Genomic DNA, 25,169 nt, shown 5'->3' on the forward strand with positions numbered 1-25,169 from the left:
CAGGGACTGGCTCGTCGGCTCACCGCGGTGGGGTTTCCAGGACGAGGCGGATCTCCGTCACCTCATAGCCCGCGCGGTCGAAGGCGGCGGCCATCGGCACGTTGACGGTGTCCGTCGTAGCGGTGATGCGGTCGGCGCCCTCGCTCGCGTGGAACCTGGTGATCTCGGCGAGGATTTCGTCGATCAGGCCCTGACCGCGCTGCTCCGGGACGACACCCAGGTAGCCGACGTTGCGGTGGTAGGGGGTCGCGGAGGGGATGGCCAGGCCCGCCGGAGTGCCGTCCGGGAGTTCGGCAAGGCGCCACCACGAGCGCTCACCGGGACAGTCGAGGTAGAACTCGATGTCCTCGCGGGCCAATTGCTCGGCGTCCATCGAGCGGAGCTCGTTCCGCGTGTGCAGATCCAGACTTCCGGTCGACAGCCGGATGAACGCGTCGAGGAACTCTTCGTCCGTACCCTCCCGGAAGACCAGCCTTCCCGCGGGCACAGGGACCTTGGCGGCCGGTGTCCACTCGTACCGCAGACGCTCGATCTCGCTGGTCAGTCCGGAACCGCACGCCGCCTCCCTGCGCCAGGCCACCGCATCGACCAGCACCGGGCTGCTCCGCCAGTCGCGAGGGAGCGACACGTTGTAAGCGGGAAGGGCCCCGAAGGAGGCATGGCCGGCGGCAAGCAGTCCGGAAGCGACGGCGACCGGGTCGGCGACGTCGGAACGTACCTGGAGGCAATCAAGCACGATCGGCCGCGCGCTGTCGGTACGACCCCACCACAGAGCGCGAGCCAGGATCTCCCCCTCCTCGTCCTCGGCGAACCAGATCCACTCGGGGCGGAACCGATTGCTCGCGAGCTCTTCTCGGATCCTTTCCCCGGTCAGGGCTGGGACGGGACCGTCGGCCTGGTATCCGGCGGCGCGATCGAGGTCTGAGGGGTCTGCCGTGGCAGCGCGAAACAGCATCCGACCATGATCACACCGTGGGGCCACCGGGACCACGTCCCTTTTTTGGCTGCAGCAACGGACCACAAGGCGCCCGTGCCCCGGCCGAACCCGATCGCCTTCACCGCCCGGCAGCGACCGGCGGCGACGACCAGTGACAGGCCGGCTACCGGCGCGGTCGGCGAAGCGCCAGGTCACAGCGCCCCGATGAGACTGGTTTCCCCCGAGGGGTAGCCGTCAGGCAAGATGGGGTGTTACTTGCCGAACGAGGGCATGAAACAGCCCCTCACCAGCGGGTTTCCCGTCGATGAGGGACCGTGTCAGGCGGCTTGGGCCGTCTCTGGGCCGTCGTGGGCGTGACCGGCGGCCCGGTACATCGCGCTGATGGCTTTCCGGGTCCTGGTCTCGCTGCTCGGCATCAGGTGGGTGTACACGCGGAGCGTGAAGCCCGGGTCACTGTGGCCGAGGTAGAGGCTCAGCGCCTTGATGTTCTCCCCGGCGTCCAGGAGGACCGAGGCGTAGAAGTGCCTCAGGGCGTGCATCCCGTGCTCGCGGGCCGCCGCGTACCGCTGGCCCTTTTCGGGGGTCGCGATGATGCTGGCCGCGGCAAGCGCGGGCTTCCACCGATCGTCGTTGAAGCCGTTGCTCCAGAGGGCCGTGCCGACACTGCTCGTGAAGAGGAGCCGGTGCGTCACCTTGGGCCCGGTCGGCGTCACCCACGGCAAGGTCACCTCAACCGGCGGGAAGCGCTTCATGTGCTCGGTCAGCGCCGCGGACGCTTGGGGATCCAGCGGAACGTCCCGGAGCTTGCCCCGCTTCGGGGGAGCGAAGACGAGGGAGCCGCGGACCTTTTTTTACCTGCTGCCGTACATAGAGCCAGCCGAGATCTCCAAGGTTGTCGACCGCGAGACCGAAGATCTCGCCTTGGCGGAGTCCGCACCCCGCGCCGACGTCCGTCATGGCCTGGTAGCGATCGGGCAGTCCCGCCCGTACGGCGAAGACCTGCGAGGCCGACCATGGACGCACCCGTGACGGCGCTGGACGCGGTGCCTTGACCGATCGAGCCCGGCAAGGATTCGAGGCCAGCAGGCGATCATCCACGGCCGCGGTGAGTACGGAGGAAACCGCGTCGAAGATCAGGCGCCGGTACGAGGCCGACGCGACAGACTCCTCCAGCCGACGGCTCCACTCCCGGATGTGCTCCGGCTGGAACGAGCCGATCGGGCGCGTACCGAGGTAGGGCAAGGCGTGAAGGCGGAGACGCCCCTCGACCGCGGCCCGGCTCGTGAGGTCGGTCGTCAGCGCTGCGATCCAGCGATCCGTGTACTCACGAAACGTCGTCCGTGCGGCACGAGGGTCGATGTACTGGCCGCGCGCCATGTCGGCTTCGATGTTGGTCAGCCACGCGTCCGCCAAGCGCTTCTGCTTGTCCGGGAAGCTCGAGGGCGGGAACAGACTTCGACAGCACCGAGCACTCACCGATGCGCAACGCAGAAGCGCGGGTCACGCTCGGAGTCACGGCAGCACGTGAGGGCGACTTGGAACAGGCACTCATCATGGGTGAACGGGCTCTCGAAGGAGACCGTCAGTCGGTGCCGTCGCTCATCATGACCAGCCGCGAAATCGCCGCCGAGATGCGGCGTCGCTACGCCGCAGAGCCCGTGTCGCAGAACTACCTCAACCGGCTGCACTCCTTAGCACGGGAGAAACCTGGATTCCTGCCCCGGTGAAGTGCAGCACGGACAAGCATCAGCCCGGGGCTTTAAAGGTCAGGCTCCCGCTCAGCCTGGCGTCCCACCTAATCGGCGATCCATCAGTCGATGAGAGCAGGCTGCTGCTCGATGGTCCGTCGGATGAAGCGGGGCACGTCGAGTCGGAGTCGGGGCAGTAGACCCGGGACGATGTGACAGGCAACTTCCGGTTGCACCCCGCTCAACTTCGAAGACCCGCAGTAGGTTATGCGGCGAGGATGGCAATCGACCACCGAACGTTCGCTCCATTTACATGGATCGAAAGGTGTTGAGCTTCAGGGTCCGAGTAGACGCGGCCGATAGCTACAGGATTGTTACAGGTGATCTTGGTTGGATTTGCGGTGCCGAGATACTTAATCAAAGCACTGCCACCGCCAGTGCACTTCATGTGCACTATATAGAAATCACCGGTCGGGGTAAAAGTCTTCAGTTTCATATCGTTCGTTCCCGATGTGACCGGAACGAGATATTCGGCCTTACTGGGAAGTTTCAGATCCAGCGGTGAGGATGTAGCAGAGTGACTAGGGCGCGGAGACGGCGTTGCCTTGGCACTTTCCGACCTGTTGTTATCTACCGAACAAGCAGACAGTAGCAGCAGGGACGCTATGGCCACGCGTGCACGCATGATTAATTCCTACCCTTAAGAGGAAGACTCCCGGCGGGTTTGTCCGCCGGGAGCTAGTCGAACTTTTAACTAATGACCCACCCTTCGCCTCGGGGGGCCCAGACGTTCATGTAGGTCTTATTCCCAACCTGGCAGTTGCTGTACCTGGTGGCAGTGTAGCCGTAGACCCGCTCCATCTTGGCGCCGTACTTTCCGTAAACGGTTGAGTGAGCCCGCACCTTCCCGCTGACTTCGACCCCAATGTCAGTGGTCCAGGACTTCTGCACGCTGCCCGTGATGGTTGCGTGAATCTTGGAGAACCACAGCGCCTTCCACTCGACGCCAATAGAGATAGAGCCGCCGACTGTGAAGGTGTCGGACTTCTTCGACGTGAACTTAAAATCCACGGGGTAAGACTTATTGTTGGTGACGAAGGTGCTATCCGCGACGCTCAGGGTGTTCTTTATGTTATTCGTGATGTGTACGAAGTTCGTTGAGGGTCCGCAATACTCGGAATCAGGATGGTCCTGGTCTCCGGGCTTCCCTGTGTAGACGGGATCATCGACTTCCCCAGCAGTGTCCGTCTCGCCTGGAATCTCTGCGGTTTCGCCTTCCGCTGTGGTGGCGTCAGCGCCTTCCAGAAATTCTCCACTGGCATCAGGATCTCCGGTCACACTTCCCGGTTCGACCGGAGCGGTGGAGGAAGTTAGAGGGTCATCGACGCCGGCGTCGGCCTCTGATGCAAGTGCAGGTGCGGCGCCACTGATAAGGAGTATCCCGACAGCGCTTGCAACGATTCTGGTACGCATAAACCCAGGCCCCCTAGCCGTCAGCGGTATCCTGTGAGACCGCTTGCTTCGGAGAAGTCAATCATCGCGATCTCCTCAACGCGAGCGATGTTGCAAAATTTGAGAGACTTCTGAGGTGGAGTCACGAAGTCCGGTCGCGCCTCTCCAAGCAGCTGTGATGCACGTTCGGATCTTGGGCAGGGGACGGTGAACCTGAAAGGCGCGACACGCGGGTGCCGGTCGGGTGCCCTGTTTCGAGGGTCAAAATGGAAGCTTGAGTCCGATGGCTGCTCGTTTTGATGGTCATGAACCGTTCGTGGAAGTTGCGTGGGGCAGCCTCGCGGGGCACCTGGCGCGCAGTTCCTTGTCCAACTCGTTGGCGACTAAGACGTCGTTTCAGTTGGCGAGTCGGCGATAAATGATAAGGGCTGCGGCGATGCCAACGAAGGCGAGGCGCGTTCGCCCTCCTGTCTGCTGTCGCTCGCCAGCTTGAGAGAGTTCGAGCACTCGGCTGACCAGCACAGGGACAGCAGTCAGCCACCTCAGTGGGGGCCAAATAGGGGGGCCAAACGCGACAGCCTCGGCCAGACGCTCATGGACGACAACGGACAGTGTTGGCGCCGAACGGGCAGGTCGGCAACGCTGATACCAAGCACGCGGAGGGGCTGATCGTGTTCGGGACGAAGAGGTCATCACTCATGTCTCGGCGTCGCGGCTGGCCCGGGGTACGCGATGCTTGGGGTATGGCCCCTGAAGCTAGCGCTGCTCCGTCGATGAACACTCGCGTGAGTGCGGCGACCGATGGAATCACCAGAGTTTTCACGTGGGAGGAAGGCGCACGCATCGAGGTCCGCAACCTGGGTGGCGAGATCGTCGTTGAGGCAAACGCTGCCGGGTTGAAGACCCTGGCCGGCCACCTCCTCGCTCTCGCTCAGGACGGGACGCCAGACGGCGCTCACCTCCACCTGGAGGAGAACAACGGGCTCGAACGAGGCTCCGTAGGGCTGGTCTTGGAGAGGTGCGACGACGAATGACGCGTGCCAGACGCGTGCCAGATCGTGCGGGGAACCACGGGGAACACCGGAGAAGCGGCCGACCGCCCACCAGACCCCGACGCTACTTCACCGCAGGTCAGCCCAGTAGCAAGCCCCGAATGCCCTCAGCTCCCCAAGCTGAGAGCGTGACGGGTGCACATCGAGTGGCCGCATCGCCCTTTTTTTCCAAGGCGTGTTGCCTTCGGTGTGTCAGCAACGGCCATCTGCACGGGTGCAGCCTGTCATCACCGTTCCGTCACAAGTAGTCGCCGCACGGAACCCCGCCGCTCTCCCGCCCTATCTGCACTCACGCACCACGACCACGCGTACCGCGGGGCAACAACCGACGACCGAAACCCGCGGACGAGACGACTCAGGGGGACGACAACATGCGTCACAGCAACGGCATTCGCAGGGCGGCTCTGGCGACGACGGCGGTCACGGCCGTCGCGGCGGCGGTGACCGGCATCCTGCCCGGCACCGCCATGGCGGCGAGCACCACCACCTCTACCCCGCCGCCCGCTTGCCCGGCCTCCGCTCTCCAGGTCAGCGCCTGGCAGGCCGCCCACCCGCCCGTCGGGACCGGGACCGGGGCGGCGGTCGTGCAGTTCACCAACGTCTCCCGGAAGACGTGCGTCCTGAAGGGCCATCCGACAGTCGCGGGCGCCGGCAACGGCTCCCCCGCCCACAACACCCTGCTCAAGGTCACCCCCACCGGCAGGGCGGCCACCGTGACGGTCCGGCCGCACGGCAAGGCGTGGGTGAAGCTGACCTTCGTCCAGGTCCAGGGGGAGGGCGACGGCTACTGCGTGTCGGGCAAGACCCCGGCGGCGTATCCGACGATGGTCATCGGGCTGCCGCACTCCGGGAAGCACCAGGTCGCCCTGAACGACGGGTGGTGGGCCGAGTGCGACAACAAGGTGACCGTCACCCCGGTCTCGGCGGTCAAGCCTTCCTGACCCCTCCCGTCCCTACAAATCGACCAGCCTGCATGACGATCGCAAGGCTCTGACCTACACGTTTACGAGGAACTGCACATAAGTGCAGGTCAGCGACTCAATGTACCTTCGGTGCGCTGAGTCGCTGACCTGCGGTGATCAAACTCCGATGACACAAACTTGCGTCCGTCAAAGTCCGATGGCAAACGGTCAAGATCCAGTGGCACAGGACAACCCAGACGCACCTTCGGCGGCACGCCTCGCCCCCAAGCTTTGCTGCGCCGCTTCTTGCTCCACGGGGTCAGGGCCGTGCGGGTCTCGCATCCGGAAGCCGTGCAGGCGGATGCTGTCCGCGTCGACGTCGTCCGGTTCGGGGCAGCCCTCGCGGACGAAGCCGCAGAGTGCTCGCAGTGCGTCTTCGCCCAGCTCCAGGGGGTGGAACGGCAGCGGGTACGGCTCTTCGTCCTCGTCCGGCCAGGGGATGACGTCGGCAGGGCGGTCTCCGGCCCAGTAGGGCAGTTCGAAGGGGAGTGGTTCGCCGATGTTCTCGATGATGCCGCTGTCGGGGGACAGGCTCAGGGAGCGGACGAGTTGGCCGTCCTCCCACACGGCGAACGCGAGCCAGTCCACGACGCTGTGCATGGCGTGCAGCACGAGCCGTCGGCCGGCGCTCGCCGCCACCAGGTGCTCCGGGAGCTCGGAGGGGGCATCGATCATCACCCTCTGGTCACCGACGACCTCCACGCCGGGCCAGCTCGCCGCGTACGCCGTCCCCTCCGGGGGATACACACCGCTCCAGAGATTCGAGCCCTTGCTCTCCTCGATCTCCCAGCCCGGGTAGAGCCGCCGCATCATGGCGGTCGTCCGTTCGAGGTCCGCTGTGCCTACTTCGCGCAGCCGTCCCGGAACGTCGCCGTCGGCGTACACCAGAAAGCCCGTCTTGGCTCCCAAAGCCCCTCCCCAGGATGTTGCCATCGCTGGTGGGTGCACCGTAGCCGCGTCCACTGACATCGGCGGTGCTTCACCGCGTGGGCCCGGCTGGGCCGTCCCTGGGCCGTCCGAGGCTGGCCGAGGCCGGCCGATGGCGACCGACAGTGACAAGCGAGCTACGGGGACCAACAGCAGAACCCCAGGTCACAGCCCCCCGACCGAACGCGTTTCCCCCGAGGGGTAGCCGTCAGGCAAGATGGGGTGTATCTGCCCACTGCCGATTTCAAGCGTCCGGACGGTTTCTCTTGGCTGAGTTCATTTACACCATGCGCAAGACGCGCAAGGCGCACGGCGACAAGGTGATCCTCGACGACGTCACCTTGAGCTTCCTCCCGGGTGCGAAGATCGGTGTGGTCGGTCCGAACGGTGCCGGTAAGTCCACCGTTCTCAAGATCATGGCGGGCATCGAGCAGCCCTCCAACGGTGACGCGTTCCTGTCGCCCGGCTTCAGCGTCGGCATCCTCATGCAGGAGCCGGAGCTGGACGAGTCCAAGACGGTGCTGGAGAACGTCCAGGACGGTGCCGCCGAGCTGATGGGCAAGCTCAACCGCTTCAACGAGGTCGCCGAGCTGATGGCGACCGACTACTCGGACGCGCTCATGGAGGAGATGGGGAAGCTCCAGGACGACCTGGACCACTCCAACGCCTGGGACCTCGACGCGCAGCTCGAGCAGGCCATGGACGCGCTGGGCTGCCCGCCCGGCGACTGGCCGGTCACCAACCTCTCCGGTGGCGAGAAGCGCCGCGTGGCGCTCTGCAAGCTGCTGATCGAGGCTCCGGACCTGCTCCTCCTCGACGAGCCCACGAACCACCTCGACGCCGAGTCGGTGAACTGGCTGGAGCAGCACCTCACGAAGTACGCGGGCGCCGTCGTCGCCGTCACTCACGACCGGTACTTCCTGAACAACGTCGCCGAGTGGATCCTCGAACTGGACCGCGGCCGCGCGATCCCCTACGAGGGCAACTACTCCACGTACCTCGACAAGAAGGCCTCCCGCCTCAAGGTCGAGGGCCGCAAGGACGAGAAGCGCGCCAAGCGGCTCAAGGAAGAGCTGGAGTGGGTCCGGTCCAACGCCAAGGGCCGTCAGACCAAGTCCAAGGCCCGCCTCGCCCGTTACGAGGAGATGGCGGCCGAGGCCGACAAGATGCGGAAGCTGGACTTCGAGGAGATCCAGATCCCGCCGGGCCCGCGTCTGGGCTCCATCGTCGTCGAGGTCAACAACCTCTCCAAGGCGTTCGGCGACAAGGTCCTCATCGACGACCTCTCCTTCACCCTGCCGCGCAACGGCATCGTGGGCGTCATCGGCCCGAACGGCGCGGGCAAGACCACGCTGTTCAAGATGATCCAGGGCCTGGAGACGCCGGACTCCGGCGCGATCAAGGTCGGTGACACGGTCAAGATCAGTTACGTCGACCAGAGCCGCGCCAACATCGACCCCAAGAAGACGCTGTGGGCGGTCGTCTCCGACGAGCTCGACTACATCAACGTCGGCCAGGTCGAGATGCCGTCGCGGGCCTACGTGTCCGCCTTCGGCTTCAAGGGCCCGGACCAGCAGAAGCCCGCGGGTGTCCTCTCCGGTGGTGAGCGCAACCGGCTGAACCTGGCGCTGACCCTCAAGGAGGGCGGCAACCTGCTGCTCCTCGACGAGCCCACGAACGACCTCGACGTGGAGACCCTGTCGTCGCTCGAGAACGCGCTGCTGGAGTTCCCCGGTGCGGCCGTGGTCATCTCCCACGACCGCTGGTTCCTGGACCGGGTCGCGACGCACATCCTCGCGTACGAGGGTGAGTCGAAGTGGTACTGGTTCGAGGGGAACTTCGAGTCGTACGAGAAGAACAAGATCGAGCGGCTCGGCGCCGATGCCGCGCGCCCGCACCGCGCCACCTACAAGAAGCTGACCCGGGGCTGATCGATCTTGCGGCACATCTACCGCTGCCCGCTGCGCTGGGCGGACATGGACGCGTACGGCCACGTCAACAACGTGGTGTTCCTCCGCTACCTGGAGGAAGCCCGTATCGACTTCCTGTTCCGCCCGGACAAGGACTTCAAGCAGGGGTCCGTGGTGGCGCGTCATGAGATCGACTACAAGCGGCAGTTGGTCCACCGGCACGCGCCGGTGGACATCGAGCTCTGGGTGACGCAGATCCGGGCGGCGTCCTTCACGATCACCTACGAGGTGAAGGACCCGGACCAGGTCTACGTCACGGCCGCGACGGTGATCGTGCCGTTCGACTTCGAACGGCAGCGCCCGCGCCGGATCACCGCCGAGGAGCGCGATTTCCTCGAGTCGTACCGCGACGACGAGGACGAGGCCGTCGCGGCATGACGGTCCTGCACCTCGCCGACGCGGGGGAGACGGCGGATCTCGCCGCCTTCCTCTCCCGGCTCGTCCACTACGACCGCGCGGCCGCCGTGCGCCTCCAGGCGCACGGCACCACGCTCGCGGTCTTCGGCCGCCCGCCGTCGTTCGAGGTCCTCGCGATCCGCACGGCGCGTCTGGCCAAGCCGTACGAGAACGGGCTGGAGGTCACCCTCGACGTGACCGTGTCGGCCGGTGAACTCCTGGAGTCCGCCGACGAGTCGGCGGCCACCATCGCCGTGCCGGGTGCCGTCACCGGGCCACCGTGGGCCGGCGTGCTGCCGCCCCGCGGCGGCTGGCGGCAGGAACCGGGGCTGCCCGCCCCGGACGCCGTACGCGCGATGGTCGCCGCCGCCGTGGCCGAATTCCGGTCCCGCACCGAAGAGTTGGCGCCCGAGCGGCGGACCCGTGCCGAACTCGACCGGGTCGGGCGGGAGATATGGTCCCGGCCGATCGGTGACACCGGACTTCCCGTGCGGGCCGCGCACGCCGCCCAGTCGCTGGGATTCCTGCGGCCCGTACCGCCCGCGGCCCCGTCCGCCGCACAGCAAGTCCCCTCCGGCGAGAGCCCGTTGGTGCTCTACTCGTCAGGTGCCTGGCTGCGCCTGCGCACGCCGTTCGGGTCGGTCGCCGTCCGCAGAGCGGGACTCGGGGCCCTGGACATCAGCGTCCACTGACCGGGCCGTTGCGCACACGGTCGCAGCGTGGCCTTTCCCGTTCGCGTGATCTGCCCCTGGCGGGCCGTCCGAGCAGGCCGGCCCGGTCGAGCGTTGGCGGGGTCCTGGAGCGCGTGGCTCACAGAGCGGCCTTGACCGGATTGTGACCGGAATCAGACGTCGCGTGACCGGAATGCGCGTCGGTGATCAGTGATCAGTGCCCTGCTCACCGTCCAGGACCGGTGCTCAACTCGCCGTGTTCACCATCGAAGCGGCCGCGTACGTCAGGTAGTTCCACAGGGTGTGCTCGTGCTCCTCGGAGAGGCCGAGCTCGTCGACGGCCACCCGCATGTGCTTCAGCCACGCGTCGTGCGCGGCCTGGTCGACCTTGAAGGGCGCGTGCCGCATCCGCAGCCGGGGGTGGCCGCGGTTCTCGCTGTACGTCGTCGGGCCGCCCCAGTACTGGATCAGGAACAGGGTGAGGCGCTCCTCGGCCGGGCCCAGGTCCTCCTCGGGATACATGGGCTTCAGCAGCGGGTCCCCGGCGACACCCTCGTAGAAGCGGTGCACGAGGCGCCGGAAGGTCTCCTCGCCACCGACCTGCTCGTAGAAGGTCTGCTCCTGAAGCGTGCCGCGCCGAATCTCTTTCACGTCCCCATGTTCTCAGACGGGGTGACCGAGGACTCCAGGCTTAAGGACCACGCGCAGCGCGCGGGACGGACCCGCTCCGGATCGGCCGGGTCCGGCGCTCGCCTCGCGGCCCGTCCCGCAGCACAGTGGAGGTATGGGCACGCACGCTCTCGACACCGACCCCGAGGACCTCGCCGACCTGGCGCGGGCGTCCCTGGTGCGCGAGATCGAGCGGAGCGGCGCCTGGGAGAGCGACCCGGTCTGGCGGGAGGCCTTCGAGGCCGTCCCGCGCCACCTCTTCGTGCCCTACTACTACATCGGCGTCACCGGCGGCTTCGAGCGTGTGTGGGGCGAGGACCCGGACCCGCGGGCCAGGGACCGCTGGCTGCGCGGCGCGTACGCGGACGCCCCGCTGGCGACCCGGGTGCGGGACGGGGAACTGATCTCCTCCAGCAGCCAGCCGTCGCTGATGGCGAAGATGCTGACCGAGCTGGCGGTACGGGACGGGGACGCCGTCCTGGAGATCGGCGCCGGGACCGGCTACAACGCCGCCCTGCTCGCCCACCGCCTGGGCGACGACCTGGTGACCACCGTCGACCTCGACGTGGAGATCACCGAGGCCGCGCGACGGCATCTGGCCGTCGCCGGGTACCACCCGACCGTCGTCACCGGGGACGGCGCCCGCGGGGTGCCCGAGCGCGCGCCCTTCGACCGGATCGTCGCGACCTGCACCCTGACCACGATCCCGCGCGCCTGGCTGCCCCAGTGCGGCCCCGGCGCCCGTATCCTCGCGCCGATGGCCACCGGTCTGATCGCGCTGCGCGTGCGGGACGCCGGGCACGCCGAGGGACGCTTCCTGCACACGCCCGCCTTCTTCGTGCCGCTGCGCGGCGCCACCCGGTCCGAGCCGGAGCCGGCCCGGCTCGGCGGGCTGCCGCGCCGGGCCCGCGGGCACGACCTGTTCCGGTTCCTGGTGGCCCTGACGGCGGGCAGCCTGGACCCGCACGACGCCTACGCGCTGTGGGAGCGCGAGGGGCAGCCGACGCGCGAGCGGTACGGGATCACGGTCGGCGAGGAGCGCGCCTGGGCCTGGCTGGACGACCCCGAGGGGCCGTACGCCTGGCCGCTGCCGTGAGCCGGCCCGCAGGCGACCGGGGTCGGTGAGCGGACCCCGTGAGCCCGCTCAGCCCCGGTGGATCGTGATCGTCGTCCAGGCGCCGACGTGCACCCGGTCCCCGTCCTGCAGCGGCACCGGCACGAACGGCTGGATGGGCTCCTCACCGCCGTTGACCGTGGTGCCGTTCGTCGAGTTCTGGTCGACGACCGCCCAGGTACTGTCCGGCTGCTGGACCAGGACCGCGTGCTGGTGCGAGACGCCCGGGTCCTCCGGGGGCACCGACAGGTCGATGTCCGGGGTGTCGCCGGTGGAATGCCGGCGGCGGCCGATGGTGATCTGGTTGCCGACGAGCCGGCGCTGCTGCTCCGGCGAGTACGCGGGCAGGTTCAGGCCCGCGGCCTCGGGGCCGGAGCGCTGCATCATCGCCATGAAGTACTCGCGGTCCGGTCCGATGGTCGCGCTCCAGGACAGCGGCTGCTGTTGCTGCGGCTGCTGGTAGCCGGGCGGGGCCTGGGTGGGGCCGGGCTGCGGGTAGCCGTAGCCGGCGCCCTGGCCCGGGCCGCCCTGACCGCCCGGGCCGCCGGGCGAACCGGACGACGGCGGGGGGATCACCCAGTCGTCGTCACCGCCGAAGCCCGAGGGGCCGCCGGACCGCGGTCCGCCCTGCTGGGTGTAGGCCTGCTGCGGGGCACCGGGCGTGGGCCCGGGCGGCGGCGGGACCGGACGCGACGGGTCGCCGCCGAAGCCCGAGGGGCCGCCGTACGGCTGGGCCGACGGCCCCGGCGGAATCGGTTCGGCGGGCCGGTTCATCTGCGAGGGCCGCGAGCTCTGGTACTCGAACGGGTCGTGACCGGGGCCACCGGCACCCGGACCGCCCGGCTGCCCGGGCCCCTGCTGCTGGAACCGCAGCGCGGGGTTCGGGCCACCGGGACCGCCGGGGCCGCCCGGACCACCGGGGCCGCCGTACGGCGAGGGCCCGCCGGGGCCGCCCGGCGCGGAGGCGGGCGGACGCGGTGCCGCCGGTGTGTACGACGTCGCGGTGTTGGTCAGGAAGTTCCACCGGCACTCCTCGCAGAACGGCGCGGCGCCCTCACGGGGCGTACGGCACTGCGGGCAGAGCTCCGGCTCGGATTCCGGCACGGCGGACAGGTGCGACCGGCCGCCGGGGCCGGGAGGCGGCGAACCGGGCGCCGGATAGCCGTAACCGGCGCCCTGCGGCGGCGGGGGAGGCAGTGGGGGCACGGCACCGGCCATGCGGTGACCGCAGACCTCGCACCAGTCGTCGGAACCCGACTGGTGTCCGTTCGGGCATGTCGGCATGTCGGTGCTTCCCCCTTTCCTTTTCCGGCCGTTGTGACCGGATTTCTCCGATTCCCCGCGGGAACCGGGCTCGCTACTTCTTTACACGAACAGTCTTTGTGGACCGTGTCTCGAGGGTCATTTCGTCAGCCTCTTCGACCCTTGCCTTCAATCGCACAGTACCTGCCGCGGCGTCGACCACGTCCACCACCTTCGCGAGCAGTTTCGCAGTATCGGCGTTGCCGGAGGCGCTGGCGAGCTGAACGGCCCGTCCCAGCTTGGCTGTTGCTCCATCGGCATCCCCCGATTTGCGGAGATCGAGACCCTGTTGGATGACTTGCGCCAGTTCGGCCTGACCTGTGTAGTGCGCGACCTGAGGGTTGATGGACGTCGAGGCGACCATGTCGTCGGTCCACACGGCCCGTACGAGCCCCTGTGCGCCGAGGTTCTGCGCGCTGCCGTCGCCCTGCGGGATCACCAGCGACACCCGGGCGGCGAGCATCTCCTGGCCCAGTCCCGCCGTCGGGACCTGGACGCACACGTGGTAGTCGCGGGACTCGTCGCCCCAGGAGCCGGTCGGGTAGTCGCCCGCGCGAGGGCCGGCCTCGGTGCGACGGTCGGTCAACTCCCCCACCGTGGGCGCCACTTGCTTGACGAACTTGATCTCGGTGCCGACCGGCGTCCACAGCCGCAGGGCCACGTCGGCGACCTCCTTGCCCATGGCCGTCTCCATCATCTGCGTGAAGTCGGCGGCGAGGGCGGCCGGGTCGGCGACGATGTCGGCGGTGCCGAGCAGCGCCGAGGCGATCCCGGTGACCTCCTTGACCTCCCAGTCGGTGCCGACTCCACGCGCGTCACACGTGAAGCGTCCGGCACAGGAGTCCAGGGCGGCCTTCAGGTCCTCGGGCGACTCGTGCTCGTTGCGGCCGTCGGTGAGCACGATGCCGTGCCGGATCGACACCTCGGCCGAGGACAGCAGCCGGTCGGCGAGCCGCAGCCAGGTGCCGATCGCCGTACCGCCGCCCGCGCTCAGCTTGCGCAGTGCCTGCTTGGCCTGGTCGCGGGTGGCCGTGCCGGCCACCGCGAGCCGTCCGCCCCCCGGATAGACCTCCTTGGCGACGTGCGTGCCGCCGATCACCGCGAAGTGGACTCCGTCGCGCAGGGTGTCGATGGCGGCGGCCGTCGCGTCGCGGGCGTTGCGCATCTTGGTCGGCGGGTAGTCCATCGAGCCCGAACAGTCGACCATGATCGCCACGGCGGCGTCCGGGCCCTGACCCGCCGTGTACAGATGCGGCGCGCCGACCGCGCTTCCGATGGTGCCGCCGCCGGTCGAGCTCACCGTGACGATCGCGTTGACCTCGCGGCCGCCCTCCGGCAGGTACTCGTTCTGGTACACGTCGACCGAGAACTGCGGCACGTTCGACTTCGAGAAATTGGCCATGCCTTCTCTGTCCCCCTCGGGCCTCCGGCTCAGGCGGAGGTGATGACTGGTTGCGGACCGGTCCCCTCCGGTCCGCGGCCGCCCCCGTTCGTTCGCGGCCTCAGGCCGATCCTGCCCCCTGAGAGGGGGCGGGGAACGGCACGACGGCCACTGTTACGTTGTCGTGGCCCCCGCCGTCCAGGGCGTGGCCCACAAGGACCTGGGCGCTGCGCAGCGGCCTCTCGGCGGCGTCGAGGGGGACGACCTCGGCCATGTCCTCCGCCGCCTCCGCGTAGTTCCACAGGCCGTCGGTGCACACCACGACCACACCGGGCCGGTCCGGCTTGAACGAGACGGTGTGCGGCTCCAGTTCGTAGGCGTCGGCGCCGAGCCAGCCGGTGATCGCGTGGGCGCGCTCGTCGGCGTACGCCTCGGCCTCGTTCATCAGACCCGCGGCGACCATCTGGGCGGCCCACGAGTCGTCCTCGGTGAGCCGGGCGGGCAGCGAGGAGCGGTCGACGGGAACCCAGTAGACGCGGCTGTCGCCGACCCAGCCGACGATCAGCAGGGCGGGTGTGACGACGGCGCCGACGATGGTGCAGGCGGGCGCGTTCACGTGCGGGGCGTGGTCGCCCTGCGCGGTGGACGGGTCGGCCAGCGCGTTGACGGCCTCCGCGGCCGCGACGATCGCCTCGTGCATGGCCTGCTGCGGATGCGTGCCCAGCGGAAGAGCGGCCAGGAGCGACTCGTTCGCCGCACGGGACGCGGCGAGCGAGGCCTCGTCCGGGCGGGTCGCGGAGGAGACCCCGTCGCAGACGATCGCGACGACCGCGGGGGAACCGTCGGGCAGCGCGGTCGAGGAGATCGCGAAGGCGTCCTCGTTGCGGTGGTGGCGCAGACCCCGGTCGCTGACCGCGGCGACCGCGCCCAACTCCTGTTCCATGTGATCCCGTTCCCGTGGCTGCGCGTGCCCGCAGTTCTCGCAGTAGCCGTCCAGGTCGACATGCCCCTCACGGCAGGCCACACACAGCTTGGCACCCGCGGGGGGCGCGGGGAGATCGCCGGTCCGGGGATCGGCGGGGATCTCGGGGTCCGGGCTCTCGACCGGACGGCCCTCCGCCGTCCGGGCCTCGCCGGCCGGTGGAGCGAGCGGGTACTCGTCGGGCTCCGACGGCCGGTCGAACCGTACGCCCGACGGCTGCCCGCCGGACCGCTTGGGAACGGACGGCCGGACGCCCGCCGGATCCCCGTGCGGGTGCTCCGGACGGGGGAGTTCGGAACCACCCGAATCGGTGCCCCGGATGTCGGTGGCGCGGTGCACCGGCGCGGGCAGGTCGGCGCTGTCGACCTCCGGCGCGACGGGCCAGTCCACGGACGGGTCGGCGGGCGGAGGACCTGCCGGGGTGTCGTTCATGGCGATCGTGGGGTGGTCCGGCGGCGGTGCGGGCACCGCCGACAGGTCGTAGCCGCACGCACCGCAGAAACGGTCGGCCGCCTCCAGCGGCTCCTCGCAACTGGGGCACCGCGAAAGGGCCTTCGGCTGGGGCATCTGGGACATCAATCACACCCACGTCCGGGGGCGGTAACGGTTGGCACGTTCCACCAGGTCGATCCTCTCCTCGCCGCCCCGCGCGAGCCGGGCCAGCGTGCGGTACGAACGTTCGAGGCCGAAGCGGAGGCCGCGCTCGTCCAACGCGCTGCCGAGCAGCGCGGGTCCGCCTCCGGAGGCCGGAGCGGAACCCTGGCTACCGGAGAGTACCCAGTCCAGCGCACAGCCGAGGACCTCCGTCGACAACTGCTCGCGCCGCACCGCGTCCAGGCCGAATCCGTCCAGGGCCTCGACCTGCCCGGCGGCCGCCGTCAGATCGTCCAGGAACGGCGGAGCCGCCGCCTCCGCCGCCGACCGCTGACGCAGCCGCGCCCGTACGGCCGCGACCCGCGCCGCCGTGTAGTGGATCGACGACTCCGGTACGGACTCCAGGGTGTGTACGGCGCCACGGCGGTCCCCGGCCGCGAGCTGCACCCGGGCCAGCCCGAACGCGGCGCTCACATAGCTGGGGTCGGTCGTCCACACCAGGCGGTAGTACTCGGCGGCGTTGTCCAGCTGGCCGAGCACCTCCGCGCACAGACCGAGCGCCAGCTTGGGCGCGGGCTCGCCGGGGAACGCGTCGTAGATCGCGTCGAAGGACAGCGCAGCGATCTCGTTCCGCCCGGTCGCCAGCGCCGTGACACCGCGGTACCAGACGACCCGCCAGTCGTCCGGGTGATCCGTCTCCAGCGCCTCGACGGCCGTGCCCGCGCCGGTCAGTTCGCCCATCTCCAGCCGGGCCCGCAGCTCCCGCAGCCGCAGCTCCGGCGAACCGGCCGGCGCCGCGTGCAGCGCGGCGATCAGCTCCGCGGGCGCGGATGCGATGAGTCCCGCGAGGAATCCGGCGTTCGGGTCCGAGGGGTCCACCCGCGGAATGGGCAGCGCGAGTGCGGTGACCGCCGCCTGGACGGGCTTGACCAGGGCGGTGACGGAGGCCGGAGCCGCAGTCGGCGGCAGAGCCCCGTTCGTCCCGGCGGGCGGCCGGGGAGCGCCCTTCCTCCCCCGTACGGGGACCACGCGGGCCCCCAGCCGCGACACGCCCTCGGCCGCCTTCCCGAACAACTCCGTGTCCGTGACCTTGGTCTCCGGCCCGAACAGGGTCGACAGAGCCGGCCGCGCCCGCCCCGTCTGCAGGGAGACCACCTCGCGCAGCACACCGGTCAGCTGCTCGGACATCTCCTGCGCGGAGGCGAAACGGCGGGCCGGGTCCGGGTCGGTGGCCCGGACGAGGAGCCGGTAGAAGGACTCGTACTGGCGGAAGACCTCGATGTTGTCCGGGTCGGGCAGGGAGTCCACGAAGACGTTCGTGTAGCCCTGGAAGTCGAAGGTGAGGACGGCGAGCGTACGGGCGACGGTGTAGAGGTCGGAGGCGACCGACGGTCCCGCCTCGGCCACCTCGGGGGCCTGGTAGCCCACCGTGCCGTAGATGGCCGACTCGTCGTCGTCCATCCTGCGCACCGCGCCCATGTCGATCAGCTTGAGCTGGTCCTCGGTCTGGATCGCGTTGTCGACCTTGAAGTCGCAGTACAGCAGGTTGCGGCTGTGCAGATGACCGAGGGCCTCCAGGGCCTCGATGCCGTACGCGCAGGCCTGCTCCACCGGCAGCGGGTCGCGCTTGCCGTCCGCCGTCCGGCGTCCGTTGGCGATCTCCTTCAGCGACTTGCCGCCGACGTACTCCATGACGATGTACCCGTCCAGCGAACCCGTCCGCTGGTCCAGGTGCTCGACGAAGTTGTAGATCCGCACGATGTTGGCGTGCTCGATCTCCGCGAGGAAGCGCCGCTCGGAGATCGCGGCCGCCATCGCGTCCTGGTCGCCCGTGTCGAGCAGACCCTTCAGGACCACCCAGCGGTCGGACACCGCGCGGTCGACGGCGAGGTAGACCCAGCCGAGCCCGCCGTGCGCCAGACAGCCCACCACCTCGTACTGGCCGTGCACGATGTCACCGGTGTGCAGCTTCGGCACGAACGAGTACGGGTGGCCGCACTTCGTGCAGAACCCCTCCGTTCGGCCGGGCCGGTCACCGCGCGAACGCCCGACCGGGGCACCGCAGTCGGAGCGCGAACAGAACCGTTTGCGCTCGGGCACCTCCGGGTTCTCCAGCACCATCTCGCGCGGAGCGGGCCGCGGCACGTCCGGGACCTGGACGAGCCCCGCACCGAGCCGGCCCCGGCCGGAGGACGACGTCGTCGAACCGGAGCTGCGCACCGACACCGAACGGCCCGTCGAACTGCCCGACAGCGACCGCGACAGCCGGCCGGAGACCGAGCGCCGCGACTGCGAGGAGCGCGACGACGTACGCGAGCTGGCACGTGAACTGCCGCGCGCACTGCTGCTGTCGGAGCCACGCGAACCCTTGCGGCCCGCCGATCCGGTCGGCGGCGAATTCAGCGTGCCCCTCGACGCCACGACCGGGGCGAGACCGCACGTGTCGCAGTACAGCTCGCCGCCGCCCATGTCCTCGTACGACCCCTCGCAACCGGGCCGCTGACACTTCCGCTCTTCACTCACAGCCTGCTCACTCACGCCGCATCCCCTTCAACGCTCACGCGTCGGGCCCCCTCCGGTCCGCACGGTCATGAGGCCCGCCCTGCTCGGGCACCCGCGGGCTCAGCAGTTCGGCGGCCGCCCGCTGGTAGCGCAGCACCGCCTCCTCCGCCACCCGCAGATCGCAGGGAGCGCTCCACAGCATGCGCCGGGCCGCGTCGTAGCGCTCCACCAGGAACGGGTCCTCGGCGAGGCCGTGCCGGGCGACCTTCGCCTTGTACGCGTCGAGACGGCCGCGCAGCTCGGCGCGGACCGCCAACGGCTGGGTGACCGCCGTCAACGACTCGCGGGCGCGCAGGAGTTCGTCCTCCGCCTTCTCCTCCAACGCCTCCAGGAGCGGCGAGAGACGGTGCCACTGCGCGTGCCTGCGGTACTCCGCGGCCGCCGCCAGTTGCTCCTGCAACGCCGTCGGCGGACCGCTGACGGCCGGCACCTCGGACGCGGCGATCTTGGCGAGCACCTCACCGCGGGCACTCCTCGCCTCGGCGAGCGTGCGGTCCGCGCGGCTGAGCACGTCCCGCAGCTTCACCAGCCGCGCCTCCGCGTCCTGCCGGACGGTGAGCACCGCGTCGATCTCCCGGCGCACCTCCTCCAGGGCGCGCGCCTCACGGTCGTACACCGTCGTGTCCGGGCGTCCGCCGCCCGGGGCCGAACTCCCCTGCGCGGGAACCCAGAAGGCCAGCGGGTCGGAGACGACACGCTCGCGCAGGGCGGTCAGCGTCCGGGTGATCCGCTCCAGGTCGTCGCCGGAGGGGTGCTCGCCGGGGCGCACGCCCACGGAGTGCGCGAGCCTGCGGGTGCGCTGGAGCTCCGCGGCCAGTAAATCTATCCGGGCGGGCAGCGCGGACCACACGGCGTCCGCGGTGACGACCATGTCGAGCGAGGACGCGTACAGCTCGTTCATCCGGTCCACCAGGGCGGCCAGCGAGAACCGCTCGCTGAGCTTGCCGGTGCCGGCCAGGGTCGGCGCGTTCGCGGTGGCCGTGGTGGAACCGGCGACCGTGATGCCCGCACCGCGCAGCAGCTCGGTCAGCTCGGTCAGGTCCTCACGGCTGGACCAGCGTCTGCGGGAACGGATCTCGCGCGCGGAGCGCAGCGCGTCCGTGTACGCGTCGAAGTACGCCCACAGCAGGGTGATCGAGGCCTCCGCGGAGGTCCAGCGCTCCTTGGTGGTGCCGGTGAGTTCGGCGCCCTCCAGGAGTCTGCGGCCCGCGTGGTCCTGCAGGGCGAGGAGCGAGGTCTCGATGGCCTCGTACTCCGCGCCGAGACGCGCCAGCGCACGGTCCGCCTCGTCCCGGTCCATCACCGGCCCGGAGGGTCCCGTGACGCCCATCGATCACCTCTCGTTCTCGTACGTTCCCCGCGCGCTCGATGTGCGCGTCCGGGCAACTCTCCAGTGGTATCAGGTCGGTCACTTGTACTGGGCGGTGGGCGGGTTCTCCGAGCGGGAGTTCACCCCGAGGGTCGGAGCGAGCCACTTGTTGTACGACTTCTGCCAGCCGTCCTCGCGGTAGTCCGCGAGGACCCGGTTGACCCGGCGTACCAGATCGTCGGAGCCCAGTTTCATCGCCACGCCGTAGTACTCGGTGGTGAAGGTGTGGCCCTTGAGCTCGACCGTGGGGTCCTGGGCGGCCTGGCTCGCGGCGAGCGCGCCGTCGGTCACCACCGCGTCGGCCTCGCCCAGTTGGAGGCGCACCAGACAGTCGAGCTGGTTGGGCACGGGAGGGGCGATGATGGCGGAGGAGACGAGCTTGCGCGCCTTCCGGTCCGCCGTGAGCCGCTCGTACGCGGTGGAGGTCTTCGCCGAGCAGATCCTCTTCTCGGCGAGGGTCTCGTCGTACCCCTTGATGTCGGACTTCGTCGGGGCCAGCACCTGCTGGCCGGTCTTGAAGTAGGGCGCGGAGAACGCGACCTGCTTGAGGCGGTCGCAGTTGATCGTCATGGTGCGCACCACCATGTCGACCTTGCCGCTCTGGATCGCGGGGATGCGCTGGCTGGTCGGGATGGCCCGGAACTGGACGGCCTTCTCGTCGCCCAGGATGTCCTTGGCGATCGCGTGCACCAGGTCGATGTCGAAGCCCTCCAGGTCGCTGCCGGCCTTCGGGTTGTTCGGGTCGCGATAGCCCCAGTGGTAGCTGTTCTGGTCGACGCCGACGATCAGCCGCCGGTCCTTGCGGTTCTTGATGGCCTCGATCGTCGTCCCGTCCGCGCCCGACGGGGCGGGACTGCGGTTCTGCGGGTCGGTGCACTGGGCCGCCCTGGCCTGGGTACCCCGGGCGACGCCCTGCCCGCCGATGCCGGTGCTTCCGTTCCCGTGCGCGTCGCCGAGCGGGAGCGTCAGGGCGAGGACCAGGGCCGTCACGCAGGCCACGGCCATCGCGCCCACGCCGCCCCAGCCCTTCAGACGTGTCCTCAGGCGTCGTGCGGTCATCGCCGCTCCCCCTCTCACCGGTACTCCGAAAGCCTGCGTCCGATGCCGAGCACCGCGCCCGCGGCGGCCAGCACGGCGAGGACCGCCGCACCGGCCGGGAGCCCGGTCATGGCGCCCAGTCCGTCGCTCGCCGCCCGCTGGAACTCGCTCTCCTCATGCGTCAGCGCGAGCGTCAGGTTCTGGTCCACGCCGTCGAAGCACTGGCCCGTGGGCTCCTTGTCGGCAGTGCCGATGACCCGGTCCAGGGCGAGCTGGTACTTGCCGTCGTTGTCGGCCTTGCGGGCGTCCTTGTGGCGCAGCTTCCATTCCTCCATGTTGGACGTCGCGGCCAGTACGGGCTTCGTGCCCGACTGGTCGTCCGCGAGGTCCGCCGCCTCCGCGAGGCCCTTGGTGAGCGCCTTCATGTCCTGTTCGAAGTCGTCGTCGTACAGGTCCACGGTCGTCTTGTCGGCCAGGGTCTTGGTCTCGGCGCCCCGGCTGACCAGGGTGAGGTTCTCGTTGCCGCGGGCCTTCAGGGACGCGATCTGGGCGTTGTGCAGCACGTTCAGGGAACGGACCCCGTGGTCGTAGGACTCGCTCAGCCCGGCTCGGGCGACGCTGTGCCCGACGACGAGCCACAGCAGCACGACCACGGACGCCGCGGTGGCGGCGGCCATGCCCTGGTTCAACACCCGGTTCGTACGGTGGTAGTTGCGCCGCTGGGCCCACACGAGGCCGCCGAGCGCGACGACACCCAGGGCGATCGCGGCCCACGGATAGGGCTTCGCGTCGGCGTAGTCGGCGCTCAGCCGCTGGTTCTCCCGCTGGTAGAGGTTCTCGGCCTTCGGGAGCATCTCGCGCTGCATCTTCTCGTTCGCGTACCGCAGATACGCGCCGCCCAGCGGATAGCCCTGCCGGTTGTTCGCGCGGGCCCGCTCGACCAGGCCCTTGTACTCGGGCAGCAGCTTGTTCAGCTGGGAGATGGTCTCGGCCGAAGGGGAGCCCGGCTCCGAGCTGTTGGCGGCCGTGATCAGCTTCGCGGCCGCCGTCCTGATGTCCCCCTCGTAGCGGTTGCGGGAGTCGTTCGTCTCCTGACCGCCCGCCAGGAAGCCGCTGGAGGCGGTGGTGTTGGCGTCGGCGAGGGAGCGGTAGATGTCCGCCGCGCTGGCGCTCAGCGGCTGGCTGCTGTGCAGCACGTTGTCCGCGGCGTCCGAACGCTGTGTCATCTGCAGGGCGGTGACCGCGCCGAACGCGACGACCAGCAGGGCGAGGACGGCACCGATGATCCTCAGCCGCCCGGGCTCCGTCGTCGCCACGGCGCGCAGCCGGTCCACACCCTCCGCCCACGCCGTGCGCCGCGGCGTCGTGCCGGGGGACGGGGAGAGGCCCTGCGGGGCACCGAATCCGGTCTGTGGCACGACGGATCCGCCCGGCGGCGCGGGAGGCCCGGCCTGTGAGGGCACGGCAGGCATCGTCGGCGCGCCCCGCCCCGGTGGCGCCGCGTTGCCCTTCGGCGGGTGTGTCACTGTTGACCTCCCCCATGGTCATCCGGTCGGTCACGCTCGCCGCGGGCGCGGAGAGCGCGGCCGGTCGGCGTACGTGCACGGCGGCAAGTATCGCCGCCGGGACCGACATCCGCACAGGCCTTGCCTGGATCTTGTTCGGATCACGGCGCAGCACGATTCCCCCGCGCCACCCCCCTTCCCATGAACACGTGTTCCGGTTCTGTTTGGTTCCCGCCCCTCGCGGCAGGTCATGAAGGGTCCGGGAGCCTCCGCGCACCCGCGTCGGCCCCCCCCCCCCCGCGTCCCGCGGGCCTCACCGGCCCCGTTCGTAGAACGCCCGTACCCGCGCGTGGATCTCGTCCCCGGCCCGGACACGGTCCAGGCCCAGGAGTGCCGCTCCCAACACCGGAGGGACCGTGACCACCCGGGGGACCGCCTTGGGCGCGCGGGCGGCCAGGAGTTCGTGGATGCGGTCGTCGAGCTGGGGATGGCGGGCGGCGAGGATGCTGCCGCCGAGGAGGACCGGGGTCTCCTCGGTGAGGAGACCGAGGCGGGTCAGGGCCACGGTCGCCATCGCGACCACCTCGTCCGCGAGCCGGTCGACGAGTCCGCGGGCCACCGGATCGCCGTCCACCGCCGTGGCGAACAGGACCGGGGTGAGCTCGTGGCGCCGCGCGTTGCCGATGTGCTCCAGGTGGAGCGCCTCGATGAGCGCGTACATGGAGTCCAGGCCGAAGTGCGCGGGCAGGGTGCGGGCCAGGGCGGTCGGTCCGCCCCGGCCGTCCTCGGCCCGCGCCGCGTGCCACAGGGCCTCCTCCGCCAGCCCCCAGCCGCCGCCCCAGTCGCCGGAGATACGGCCGATGGCGGGGAAGCGGGCGGTGCGGCCGTCGGGCCGCATGCCGACGCAGTTGATGCCGGCCCCGCAGACGACGGCGACGCCGCGCGGTTCGGCGATCCCGGCCCGCAGGATCGCGAAGGTGTCGTTGCGCACCTCCACTTCCGCGCCCCAGGCGCGCGCATGCAGCGCGGCCGCCAACTGCTCCTCCTCCACGGGCAGATCGGCGTTGGCGAGGCAGGCGGAGACATGGTCGACCGAGGTGACGCCCGCCTCGGCGAAGGCCCGCCGTACGGCGTCGGCGACGGCGTCCACCGCCGCTTCCACGCCGACCGCCGGCGGCCGGAACCCGCCCCCGCGCGCGGTGCCGGCCACCCGGCCGTCCGCGGCCACCACGGCGACGTCGGTCTTGCTGTTCCCCGCGTCGATGGCCAGCACGAGGCCCGCGGTCGCGGGGCCGGACCCGGCGGCCGTCCCGGCGCCGGATTCCGTTGACGTCATGCCCACGCGAGGTGCTCCCGGTTGTGCGCGATCAGCTGGTCGGTCAGGGAGTCGGCGCAGGCGTACTGGCCGACCAGGGGGTGGGCGAGCAGGGCCCGGAAGACCCGGTCGCGGCCGCCGCGCAGGGCGGCCTCCAGGGCGAGGTCCTCGTACGCCGTCACGTTCGCCATCAGGCCCGCGTACAGCGGGTCCACGGCCGTCACAGGAAGTGGCGCCGGCCCCTTGGAGTTGACCGCCGCCTGCACCTCGATCACCGCGTCGTCCGGCAGGAACGGCAGGGTTCCCCGGTTGTACGTGTTCACCACCTGGTAGGGGCTGCCACCCCCGCCGAGCAGTGACGCGGCCAGGTCCACGGCGGCCTCCGAGTAGAAGGCGCCGCCGCGGCGGGCCAACAGCTCCGGCTTCTCGTCGAGCGCCGGGTCGCCATACATCGTCAGCAACTCCCGCTCCATCTCGGCGACTTCGGCCGCGCGCGAGGGCTTGGTGCGCAGCTCCTCGACGACGGCGTCGTGCGCGTAGAAGTAGCGCAGGTAGTACGAGGGGACCACGCCGAGGCGGTCGACGAGACTGCGGGGCAGCCGGAGGTCGTCGGCGACGGCGGCACCGTGCTCGGCGAGCAGCTTGGGCAGGACGTTCTCGCCCTCGGGACCGCCGAGGCGCACCCCGGTCTCCCAGGTGAGGTGGTTGAGGCCCACGTGGTCGAGGTGCACGTCGGCGGGGGAGACGCCGAGCAGGCCGGCGAACTTCCGCTGGAAGCCGATCGCCACGTTGCACAGGCCGACCGCCTTGTGGCCCGCCTGGAGCAGGGCGCGCGTCACGATGCCGACCGGGTTGGTGAAGTCGATGATCCACGCGTCCGGGTTGGTGCGGCGGACCCGCTCGGCGATGTCCAGCACCACCGGAACCGTGCGCAGCGCCTTGGCCAGGCCGCCCGCGCCCGTCGTCTCCTGTCCGACGCAGCCGCACTCCAGCGGCCAGGTCTCGTCCTGCTGACGGGCCGCCTGGCCGCCGACGCGCAGCTGCAGGAGCACCGCGTCGGCGCCCTCCACACCCGCGTCCAGGTCGGAGGTCGTGACGATCTTGCCGGGGTGGCCCTGCTTGGCGAAGATGCGCCGTGCCAGACCGCCCACCAGCTCCAGGCGTTCGGCGGCCGGGTCGACGAGGACCAGCTCCTCGACGGGCAGGGTGTCCCGCAACCGCGCGAAGCCGTCGATGAGTTCGGGGGTGTAGGTCGACCCTCCGCCGACCACGGTGAGTTTCAT

At 70.0% G+C, this 25,169-nt stretch carries 20 protein-coding genes and 1 pseudogene; 7 read left to right on the forward strand and 14 right to left on the reverse strand.

Features of this window, described 5'->3' with window-relative positions; genetic code table 11:
• Positions 1-19 precede the first annotated feature (19 nt).
• Together ACFWBT_RS11330 and ACFWBT_RS11335 are read right to left on the reverse strand one after the other, a co-directional pair.
• On the reverse strand, positions 20-955 hold the full coding sequence (locus ACFWBT_RS11330; RefSeq protein WP_385698271.1) for a GNAT family N-acetyltransferase: 936 nt from the start codon (positions 953-955) through the stop codon (positions 20-22).
• A gap of 299 nt (positions 956-1,254) precedes the next feature.
• Positions 1,255-2,374 (reverse strand): annotated as a pseudogene (locus tag ACFWBT_RS11335) (tyrosine-type recombinase/integrase); the annotation flags it as partial.
• A 41-nt stretch (positions 2,375-2,415) separates the two neighbouring features.
• On the opposite strand from ACFWBT_RS11335, the gene ACFWBT_RS11340 reads away from it, so the two are divergent.
• On the forward strand, positions 2,416-2,664 hold the full coding sequence (locus tag ACFWBT_RS11340; RefSeq protein WP_385698273.1) for a hypothetical protein: 249 nt from the start codon (positions 2,416-2,418) through the stop codon (positions 2,662-2,664).
• 711 nt (positions 2,665-3,375) lie between these two features.
• On the opposite strand, the gene ACFWBT_RS11345 is transcribed toward ACFWBT_RS11340, so the two are convergent.
• A complete protein-coding gene (locus ACFWBT_RS11345; protein ID WP_385698275.1) occupies positions 3,376-4,098 on the reverse strand; it encodes a hypothetical protein in 723 nt (240 codons plus the stop codon).
• 764 nt (positions 4,099-4,862) lie between these two features.
• Between ACFWBT_RS11345 and ACFWBT_RS11350 the strand changes: the two genes are divergently transcribed.
• Both ACFWBT_RS11350 and ACFWBT_RS11355 read left to right on the forward strand, forming a co-directional pair.
• Positions 4,863-5,111 (forward strand): hypothetical protein, encoded by a 249-nt coding sequence (locus ACFWBT_RS11350; RefSeq protein ID WP_385698276.1) that lies wholly within the window; start codon positions 4,863-4,865, stop codon positions 5,109-5,111.
• Positions 5,112-5,500: 389 nt separating this feature from the next.
• The gene (locus ACFWBT_RS11355) at positions 5,501-6,070 is read left to right on the forward strand and encodes a DUF4232 domain-containing protein (RefSeq protein WP_385698277.1); all 570 of its coding nucleotides are present in this window, start codon (positions 5,501-5,503) and stop codon (positions 6,068-6,070) included.
• Positions 6,071-6,259: 189 nt separating this feature from the next.
• On the opposite strand, the gene ACFWBT_RS11360 is transcribed toward ACFWBT_RS11355, so the two are convergent.
• Complete coding sequence (locus tag ACFWBT_RS11360) at positions 6,260-7,000, reverse strand: DUF6928 family protein (RefSeq protein WP_385698278.1); 741 nt, start codon at positions 6,998-7,000, stop codon at positions 6,260-6,262.
• A gap of 284 nt (positions 7,001-7,284) precedes the next feature.
• On the opposite strand from ACFWBT_RS11360, the gene ettA reads away from it, so the two are divergent.
• The 3 genes from ettA to ACFWBT_RS11375 are packed head-to-tail and all read left to right on the forward strand — an operon-like array spanning position 7,285 to position 10,076.
• A complete protein-coding gene (gene ettA / locus ACFWBT_RS11365; RefSeq protein ID WP_385698280.1) occupies positions 7,285-8,949 on the forward strand; it encodes an energy-dependent translational throttle protein EttA in 1,665 nt (554 codons plus the stop codon).
• Between the two features lie 6 nt (positions 8,950-8,955).
• Positions 8,956-9,366, forward strand: a complete 411-nt coding sequence (locus ACFWBT_RS11370; RefSeq protein WP_385698282.1) for an acyl-CoA thioesterase — start codon at positions 8,956-8,958, stop codon at positions 9,364-9,366.
• On the forward strand, positions 9,363-10,076 hold the full coding sequence (locus ACFWBT_RS11375) for a hypothetical protein (RefSeq protein WP_385698284.1): 714 nt from the start codon (positions 9,363-9,365) through the stop codon (positions 10,074-10,076). The genes ACFWBT_RS11370 and ACFWBT_RS11375 overlap by 4 nt, the downstream gene beginning before the upstream one ends.
• A 225-nt stretch (positions 10,077-10,301) precedes the next feature.
• Here ACFWBT_RS11375 and ACFWBT_RS11380 read toward each other — a convergent pair whose 3' ends face one another.
• Positions 10,302-10,706, reverse strand: a complete 405-nt coding sequence (locus tag ACFWBT_RS11380) for a globin (protein WP_385698285.1) — start codon at positions 10,704-10,706, stop codon at positions 10,302-10,304.
• Between the two features lie 133 nt (positions 10,707-10,839).
• Between ACFWBT_RS11380 and ACFWBT_RS11385 the strand changes: the two genes are divergently transcribed.
• Positions 10,840-11,820: a methyltransferase domain-containing protein gene (locus tag ACFWBT_RS11385; RefSeq protein ID WP_385698287.1), complete on the forward strand. Its 981-nt coding sequence runs from the start codon at positions 10,840-10,842 to the stop codon at positions 11,818-11,820.
• A 48-nt stretch (positions 11,821-11,868) separates the two neighbouring features.
• Here the strand turns inward: ACFWBT_RS11385 and ACFWBT_RS11390 are convergent, their stop codons facing one another.
• The 9 genes from ACFWBT_RS11390 to ACFWBT_RS11430 form a co-directional block, all read right to left on the reverse strand.
• Entirely contained in the window at positions 11,869-13,122 is a 1,254-nt protein-coding gene (locus ACFWBT_RS11390) for an FHA domain-containing protein (RefSeq protein ID WP_385698288.1), read from the reverse strand.
• A gap of 73 nt (positions 13,123-13,195) precedes the next feature.
• The gene (locus ACFWBT_RS11395; protein ID WP_385698289.1) at positions 13,196-14,542 is read right to left on the reverse strand and encodes a VWA domain-containing protein; all 1,347 of its coding nucleotides are present in this window, start codon (positions 14,540-14,542) and stop codon (positions 13,196-13,198) included.
• 100 nt (positions 14,543-14,642) lie between these two features.
• A complete protein-coding gene (locus ACFWBT_RS11400; protein ID WP_385698291.1) occupies positions 14,643-16,082 on the reverse strand; it encodes a protein phosphatase 2C domain-containing protein in 1,440 nt (479 codons plus the stop codon).
• The gene (locus ACFWBT_RS11405) at positions 16,083-18,566 is read right to left on the reverse strand and encodes a tetratricopeptide repeat protein (protein ID WP_385698312.1); all 2,484 of its coding nucleotides are present in this window, start codon (positions 18,564-18,566) and stop codon (positions 16,083-16,085) included.
• Between the two features lie 88 nt (positions 18,567-18,654).
• Complete coding sequence (locus ACFWBT_RS11410) at positions 18,655-19,989, reverse strand: hypothetical protein (RefSeq protein WP_385698293.1); 1,335 nt, start codon at positions 19,987-19,989, stop codon at positions 18,655-18,657.
• A gap of 78 nt (positions 19,990-20,067) precedes the next feature.
• Positions 20,068-21,087, reverse strand: a complete 1,020-nt coding sequence (locus ACFWBT_RS11415) for a glutamate ABC transporter substrate-binding protein (protein ID WP_385698294.1) — start codon at positions 21,085-21,087, stop codon at positions 20,068-20,070.
• A gap of 14 nt (positions 21,088-21,101) precedes the next feature.
• Positions 21,102-22,592, reverse strand: coding sequence for a hypothetical protein (locus ACFWBT_RS11420; RefSeq protein WP_385698296.1), 1,491 nt, complete (start codon positions 22,590-22,592; stop codon positions 21,102-21,104).
• 292 nt (positions 22,593-22,884) lie between these two features.
• Complete coding sequence (locus ACFWBT_RS11425) at positions 22,885-23,844, reverse strand: N-acetylglucosamine kinase (protein WP_385698313.1); 960 nt, start codon at positions 23,842-23,844, stop codon at positions 22,885-22,887.
• Between the two features lie 59 nt (positions 23,845-23,903).
• Positions 23,904-25,169: a 6-phospho-beta-glucosidase gene (locus ACFWBT_RS11430; protein ID WP_385698297.1), complete on the reverse strand. Its 1,266-nt coding sequence runs from the start codon at positions 25,167-25,169 to the stop codon at positions 23,904-23,906.

Origin of the sequence: Streptomyces sp. NPDC060027 (genome assembly GCF_042737005.1) — a bacterium.
Taxonomy (GTDB): domain Bacteria; phylum Actinomycetota; class Actinomycetes; order Streptomycetales; family Streptomycetaceae; genus Streptomyces.

Coding starts and splice junctions, on each gene's coding strand:
- ACFWBT_RS11345 (WP_385698275.1), bottom strand. CDS start 4,098: ATGCGTACCAGAATCGTTGCAAGCGCTGTCGGGATACTCCTTATCAGT.
- ACFWBT_RS11415 (WP_385698294.1), bottom strand. CDS start 21,087: ATGACCGCACGACGCCTGAGGACACGTCTGAAGGGCTGGGGCGGCGTG.
- ACFWBT_RS11405 (WP_385698312.1), bottom strand. CDS start 18,566: ATGGGCGGCGGCGAGCTGTACTGCGACACGTGCGGTCTCGCCCCGGTC.
- ACFWBT_RS11355 (WP_385698277.1), top strand. CDS start 5,501: ATGCGTCACAGCAACGGCATTCGCAGGGCGGCTCTGGCGACGACGGCG.
- ACFWBT_RS11410 (WP_385698293.1), bottom strand. CDS start 19,989: ATGGGCGTCACGGGACCCTCCGGGCCGGTGATGGACCGGGACGAGGCG.
- ACFWBT_RS11340 (WP_385698273.1), top strand. CDS start 2,416: ATGCGCAACGCAGAAGCGCGGGTCACGCTCGGAGTCACGGCAGCACGT.
- ACFWBT_RS11375 (WP_385698284.1), top strand. CDS start 9,363: ATGACGGTCCTGCACCTCGCCGACGCGGGGGAGACGGCGGATCTCGCC.
- ACFWBT_RS11430 (WP_385698297.1), bottom strand. CDS start 25,169: ATGAAACTCACCGTGGTCGGCGGAGGGTCGACCTACACCCCCGAACTC.
- ACFWBT_RS11390 (WP_385698288.1), bottom strand. CDS start 13,122: ATGCCGACATGCCCGAACGGACACCAGTCGGGTTCCGACGACTGGTGC.
- ACFWBT_RS11395 (WP_385698289.1), bottom strand. CDS start 14,542: ATGGCCAATTTCTCGAAGTCGAACGTGCCGCAGTTCTCGGTCGACGTG.
- ACFWBT_RS11385 (WP_385698287.1), top strand. CDS start 10,840: ATGGGCACGCACGCTCTCGACACCGACCCCGAGGACCTCGCCGACCTG.
- ACFWBT_RS11330 (WP_385698271.1), bottom strand. CDS start 955: ATGCTGTTTCGCGCTGCCACGGCAGACCCCTCAGACCTCGATCGCGCC.